The 5,727-nt window shown below is 67.5% G+C and carries 6 protein-coding genes and 1 rRNA gene; 6 read left to right on the forward strand and 1 reads right to left on the reverse strand.

Annotation, left to right across the window (positions count from 1 at the left end; all coding sequences use genetic code 11):
• The 3 genes from BLR02_RS27745 to BLR02_RS27755 form a co-directional block, all read left to right on the forward strand.
• Nucleotides 1–350 (forward strand): UDP binding domain-containing protein (locus tag BLR02_RS27745; protein ID WP_245704997.1); only part of this gene is annotated, 350 nt, incomplete at its 5' end.
• Nucleotides 351–455: 105 nt separating this feature from the next.
• Complete coding sequence (locus BLR02_RS27750; protein WP_090665441.1) at nt 456–1,517, forward strand: ABC transporter ATP-binding protein; 1,062 nt, start codon at nt 456–458, stop codon at nt 1,515–1,517.
• A 20-nt stretch (nt 1,518–1,537) separates the two neighbouring features.
• Nucleotides 1,538–2,524: an ABC transporter ATP-binding protein gene (locus BLR02_RS27755; RefSeq protein ID WP_090665443.1), complete on the forward strand. Its 987-nt coding sequence runs from the start codon at nt 1,538–1,540 to the stop codon at nt 2,522–2,524.
• A 100-nt stretch (nt 2,525–2,624) separates the two neighbouring features.
• On the opposite strand, the gene BLR02_RS27760 is transcribed toward BLR02_RS27755, so the two are convergent.
• Complete coding sequence (locus BLR02_RS27760; protein WP_090571650.1) at nt 2,625–2,837, reverse strand: DUF1127 domain-containing protein; 213 nt, start codon at nt 2,835–2,837, stop codon at nt 2,625–2,627.
• 62 nt (nt 2,838–2,899) lie between these two features.
• Here BLR02_RS27760 and BLR02_RS27765 point away from each other — a divergent pair, with 62 nt between their 5' ends.
• The 3 genes from BLR02_RS27765 to BLR02_RS27775 form a co-directional block, all read left to right on the forward strand.
• The gene (locus BLR02_RS27765; RefSeq protein ID WP_245704998.1) at nt 2,900–3,823 is read left to right on the forward strand and encodes a LysR substrate-binding domain-containing protein; all 924 of its coding nucleotides are present in this window, start codon (nt 2,900–2,902) and stop codon (nt 3,821–3,823) included.
• Between the two features lie 61 nt (nt 3,824–3,884).
• Nucleotides 3,885–4,853, forward strand: coding sequence for a Bug family tripartite tricarboxylate transporter substrate binding protein (locus tag BLR02_RS27770; RefSeq protein WP_090571646.1), 969 nt, complete (start codon nt 3,885–3,887; stop codon nt 4,851–4,853).
• A 534-nt stretch (nt 4,854–5,387) separates the two neighbouring features.
• Nucleotides 5,388–5,727 (forward strand): 16S ribosomal RNA (locus BLR02_RS27775); the annotation flags it as partial.

Here is a 5,727-nt window from a genome sequence, read left to right on the forward strand (position 1 = left end):
TGGGCGTGACCTTCAAGCCCGAGACGGATGACATGCGGGACGCGCCGAGCCTGGTGATCCTGCCGAAGCTGGTGGCCGCCGGCGCCCGCGTGACGGTGCACGACCCGCAGCCGCACCAGGCGCGGCAGTCGTTGCCGGGCGCCATCACCTTCGCGGCGACGCCGCTGGAGGCGGTGACGGGGGCGGATGCGGTGGCGCTGCTGACGGAGTGGAACGAGTACCGCTCCATGGCACCGGAGCGGCTGCGCGGGGCGATGCGGGGCCGGGTCGTGCTCGACCTGCGCAACGCCTGGGACCCGGCTGCCATGCGCGAGGCCGGTCTCGACTACTCCGGCATCGGACGCCCGTAAGTTCGGCGGAACAGGGGCGCGCCGCCCAGGAAACGGGCAGGGCGCTCCTGAGGCTGGCCAGGGGCGCGTGCCAGGGCTGGCACGCGCCTTGCTCGACTGTCTGGCATGAGCGCATCCCCCACTACCCTATCCGCCTTGGATCGCGGCGGGCCGGCCCAGCCCTTGCTGCTGCTCTCCGGCCTGAAGAAGCATTTTCCCATCCGTGGTGGTCTGTTCGGTGCCACGGTGGCCACCGTGCGCGCCGTGGACGGGGTCTCCTTCGCTGTCCGCAAGGGCGAGACACTCGGCATCGTCGGTGAGAGCGGCTGCGGCAAGTCCACCACGGCCCGGCTGCTGATGCGGCTGATGGATCCTGATGCCGGCCGGATGGTCTTCGATGGCGAGGGTGTCGGCCAGGATGCCCAAACCGGTGGCATCACCCTGAAGGAATACCGTCGGCAGGTGCAGATGGTGTTCCAGGACAGCTACGCCTCGCTGAACCCCCGCCTGCCGATCGAGGAGAGCATCGCCTTCGCCCCCAAGGTGCATGGCGTCGCCCCTTCCGAGGCGCGGGCCCGGGCGCATGAGTTGCTGGCGGCCGTCGGCCTTGCCCCGGCCACCTTCGCCCGGCGCTACCCGCATGAGCTCTCGGGTGGCCAGCGGCAGCGGGTGAACATCGCCCGCGCGCTGGCCCTGCAGCCACGGCTGATCCTGCTCGACGAGCCGGTCTCGGCGCTCGACAAATCGGTCGAGGCTCAGGTGCTGAACCTGCTGGTGGACCTGAAGGCCAAATTCGGCCTGACCTATGTCTTCATCAGCCATGACCTGAACGTCGTCCAGTACATCTCCGACCGGGTTCTGGTGATGTATCTCGGCCAGGTGGTGGAGCAGGGGCCGGTGGAGGCGATCTATGAGCGGCCGGCGCATCCCTATACCCGGGCGTTGCTGGCGAGCCGGCCTTCCATGGACCCGGAGTCACGGCGGACCGAACCGCCGCTGACCGGCGACCCGCCCAACCCGATCAATCCACCTTCCGGCTGCCGCTTCCGGACCCGCTGCCCCTTCGCGGAAGGCATCTGTGCCGAGCGGGAGCCGGTGCATTCCGATCTCGGTGCCGGGCATGAGGCGGCCTGCCATATGGCGGAGCCGGGCAGCGGACATTCCCAGGCAGGGAGGCTGGCGGCATGAGCGAGGTTCTGGAACGGCCCATGACTCCGATTGCGACCGCGAAGCCCCTGGTGAAAGTGCGCGACCTCTCGGTCCGCTTCGTCTCCCGCGACTCCACCATGCATGCGGTGAACGGGGTGGACCTGGACCTCGCGGCGGGTGAGGTGCTCTGCATCCTGGGTGAGTCGGGCTCCGGCAAGTCCGTCACGCTGCGGGCGCTGATGAAGCTCCTGCCGAAGACCGCCAGGGTGCTGGGTCAGATCGAGGTTGCCGGGCGCGACGTGCAGGCGATGAACGAACGCCAGCTGCAGGATTTCCGCGGCAGCGACGTGGCCATGATCTTCCAGGAGCCGATGACGGCGCTGGACCCGGTTTTCACCATCGGCCAGCAGATCGCCGAGACGGTGGTGCGGCATGAGGGCGTGAGCCGGGCCGCAGGGATGGCCCGGGCGCTCGAACTGCTCGAGCTGGTGCAGATCCCCTCCGCCAAGCGGCGGCTCGCCGCCTATCCGCACGAGTTGTCAGGCGGGCTCCGGCAGCGGGCGATGATCGCGGTGGCGCTTGCCTGCAAGCCGAAGCTGCTGCTGGCGGACGAGCCGACAACGGCACTCGATGCCACGGTGCAGATCCAGGTGCTGCTGCTGCTGCGGAAGCTGCAGGAGCAGCTCGGCATGGGCGTGATCTTCGTCACCCACGACCTCGGCGTCGCCGGCGAGATCGCCGACCGTGTGGCGGTGATGTATGCCGGCCGCGTGGTCGAGGAGGGGCCGGTCGGGGCCATGATGCGGGGACCGCTGCACCCCTATCCGCGCGGCCTGCTGGGGGCGACCGTGCATGGCGGCATGCGCGGCCAGCGGCTGACCACCATCCCCGGCGCGCCGCCGAGCCTCGAGACCCTGCCGACCGCCTGTTCCTTCGCCCCACGGTGTGCGGAGGCGGAGCCGGCCTGCCTGGCTGGCGTGCCGGCACCCCGCTCCCCGGTGCCAGGGCGGAGCGCCCGCTGCATCAGGGTCGCGGATGCCAGCTAGGGCAGGCTCCGGTCGGGTGGCATCACCTGACCGGAGGTAATTGCCCGATCGAGCAACACGCTGGAGCGGCCTCCGTGAGCCAAGGCGAACGGGAAGCGCCCTAGCTCCGGCGCCCGGTATCCCAGGGGAGGCGGTCTGCCTCCTGCAGGGCGTCCACCCTGCTGATGCCGATATCCTTCAACATGCGGTCGTCCATCTCCGCCAGTTGCCGGCGGGTGACGATGGTGCGCAGCATGGCGCCGAGGCTGGGCAGGGCCGGCAGGCTGGGCCGGAGCCAGGGAAGGCTGCGGGCGCGGATATTCTGGATGGCCATGACGGTGATCTCCTCACCCAGATAAGCTGAGGCGGGTGAAGGGATAAGGAAAACGAATTGCATTGACGGTTCCCATCAACGCCGTTGATGGTCCCTCCATGCTGTCCATCCCGCCCGGCCTCGACCCCGATCTGCTCCGGAGCTTCGTCCTCATCGCCGAGGGAGGCAGCTTCACCAGGGCTGCGCAGGCGGTTGGGCGCACCCAGTCGGCGGTATCGATGCAGATCCGCCGGTTGGAGGAGATCCTGGGCCAGCCGCTTCTGCTGCGGGGCACGCGTGGCGTGGAGCCGACTCAGCACGGGCTCTGGCTGCTCGAGCGGGCGCGGCGCCTGCTGGCCCTGCATGACGAGATCCATAGCACCTTCCGCCAGCCGAGCATCGCCGGCGCGGTGCGGCTTGGCTCACCCGATGATTATGCCCTCCGCTGGCTGCCGGGCATCCTGGCCCGCTTCGCCGCCAGCCATCCCGCGGTGCAGGTGGAGGTGACGTGTGCCCCCTCAAATGAGCTGGTCGAGCGGCTGGGGGGAGGGGAGCTGGACCTCACCTTGATCTCCGAGGGCAACGAGCCGGCCGGGGCGAGGGTCCGCTGGCTATGGCACGGACCCCTCATCTGGGTCGGGATGGAGGAGCCTGCCCGGCGACGGCCGCTGCCGCTGGCCCTGGCGAGCGCTGGCTGTTCCTGGCGGACCGCGGCGATCTCGGCGCTCGACGCGGCCGACCTGCCCTGGCGCATGGCCTATACCGCGGCCTCGCTCTCCGGCTCGCTGGCTGTGGCCCTGGCCGGGCTGGCGGTGACCGTCGCCATGCCCGCGCCGCTGCCGGAGGGTCTGCGGGTGCTGGGGGCGGCGGAGGGGTTGCCACCGTTGCCTGATTTCGGGATTGGCCTCCTGCGTGGGCCGGCCATGCCGGTGGCGGAGGCCTTGGCCCGCCATATCGAGGAGTGCTTCCAGCTGGAGACGGGGTTCGAGACGCGCATGCGGGCTTGAGCCATACTGGCAACGGGTGCATCAGAATTAGTCCGATGATCCATTCAGGGAAACGTCGTTAATGAATCGCCGCTCGCTGATGACCCTTGTGGCCATGGGCCTCGCCGCGCCTAGCCTCTCCCGCGCGCAGGAGAGTTGGCCGGACCGGCCCATCCGGCTGATCGTACCCTGGCCGCCAGGCGGCTCGACCGACACCATTGCCCGGCTGTTCCAGCCGAAGCTGGCGGAAATCCTCGGCAAGCCGGTCATCATTGAGAATCGTGGCGGGGCCTCGGGCTCGATCGGTGCCATCGAGGCTGCCCGGGCCGCGCCCGATGGCTATACCTGGATGTTCGCGTATGACAACGAAGCGACCAACCAGACGCTGATGCGGCTGCCCTATAAGACGCTTGAGGCCTTCACCCCGGTCAGCTTGGTGGCGACCGGGCCGCTGGCCCTGGTGGCGCACAGCAGCACACCCTATCGCAATTTTCAGGATGTCGTCGCTGCTGCCAAGGCAGCGCCGGATACGATCAGCTTCGCCAGCTCCGGCGTTGGCGGCCTTGCCCATGTGTCGACGACGCTGCTGCAGCAGCAGGGCCGGTTCAACCTGGTGCATGTGCCTTATCGTGGCGGCGGGCCAGCCGTACAGGATGCCGTGGCGGGACAGGTGCCGTTGTTCATGTCGAATGTGGTGATCATCAGCCAGCATATCCGGGCCGGGGTCCTGCGGCCGCTTGGCGTGACCACGCTGCGGGAGAGTCGGCATGTGCCCGGGACCCTGCCTTTCGCCGAGCAGGGCTTTGACGGTTTCGATGCGCCTACTTGGTGGACCTTCCTTGCCCGCAGCGGCACGCCCGAGCCGATCCAGCGACGGATGCATGAGGCCCTGACGAAGGCGCTGGCCGAGCCTGATGTCCGGTCTCGCATCGAGGAGCAGGGGTGCGACGTGCGGGCGACGGGCCCCGAGGAATGCAGCCGGTTCCTGGCCAATGAGATCGAGCGCTGGGGCAAGGTCATCCGCGACAACAATATCCGGGCCGATAGCTAGGCGCGGCAGGGCGGAGGGCCGCCCGGCGGAGGGTTCCGTCTGCCGTTGGTGGAATGGTCAGATCGGGTGTTGACCGGCCCGCCGCCAGGGCGTAGAAGCTGCGCACCGCGACGCAGTCGGGGCTTGACGAGAACCGGCGGAAACGCCATTATCGCTGCCCCGCTGAGAAAGCGGTCCAAGTGCCAATCTAATGGCTTGGTCTTCCCAATCGGGAAGGCCAAGGGTCGTTGGAGAGCACTTTGCCAACAGGCTCAACCTGTTGCATGTTCTTTTAAATCTGCATCTGGTTTTGGAAGTGTATGTACGCTTCGGCTGATGGTCCTGATTGGGATTGTTAGTTGGGTTGTGATGGTATCTTGCCTTTGTTTTGGGGGTGGGATGCGTGGACGGCGCTGCTGCCATGGAGACGTGGTGGTGGGTGGTGTTTGCGGTCACGGCTTGGCTGGTGGTTCTGGTGGGATGGTTGGTTGGGCGTTGGGTTGAGATTGGGGTTGGGTGGCGCCTTGGGATATGCTGGCAGGGATGCTGGTGTATGAACCTGAGAGTTTGATCCTGGCTCAGAGCGAACGCTGGCGGAATGCTTAACACATGCAAGTCGCACGGGGGCTTCGGCTCTAGTGGCGGACGGGTGAGTAACGCGTAGGAACGTGTCCTGGGATGGGGGATAACGCTGGGAAACTGGCGCTAATACCGCATGTCTGCTGAGGCAGAAAGCCTTTGGGTGTCTTGGGAGCGGCCTGCGTCCGATTAGCTAGTTGGTGGGGTAAAGGCTTACCAAGGCGACGATCGGTAGCTGGTCTGAGAGGACGATCAGCCACACTGGGACTGAGACACGGCCCAGACTCCTACGGGAGGCAGCAGTGGGGAATATTGG

This window comes from Belnapia rosea (assembly GCF_900101615.1).
GTDB classification, from domain to species: Bacteria; Pseudomonadota; Alphaproteobacteria; order Acetobacterales; family Acetobacteraceae; genus Belnapia; species Belnapia rosea.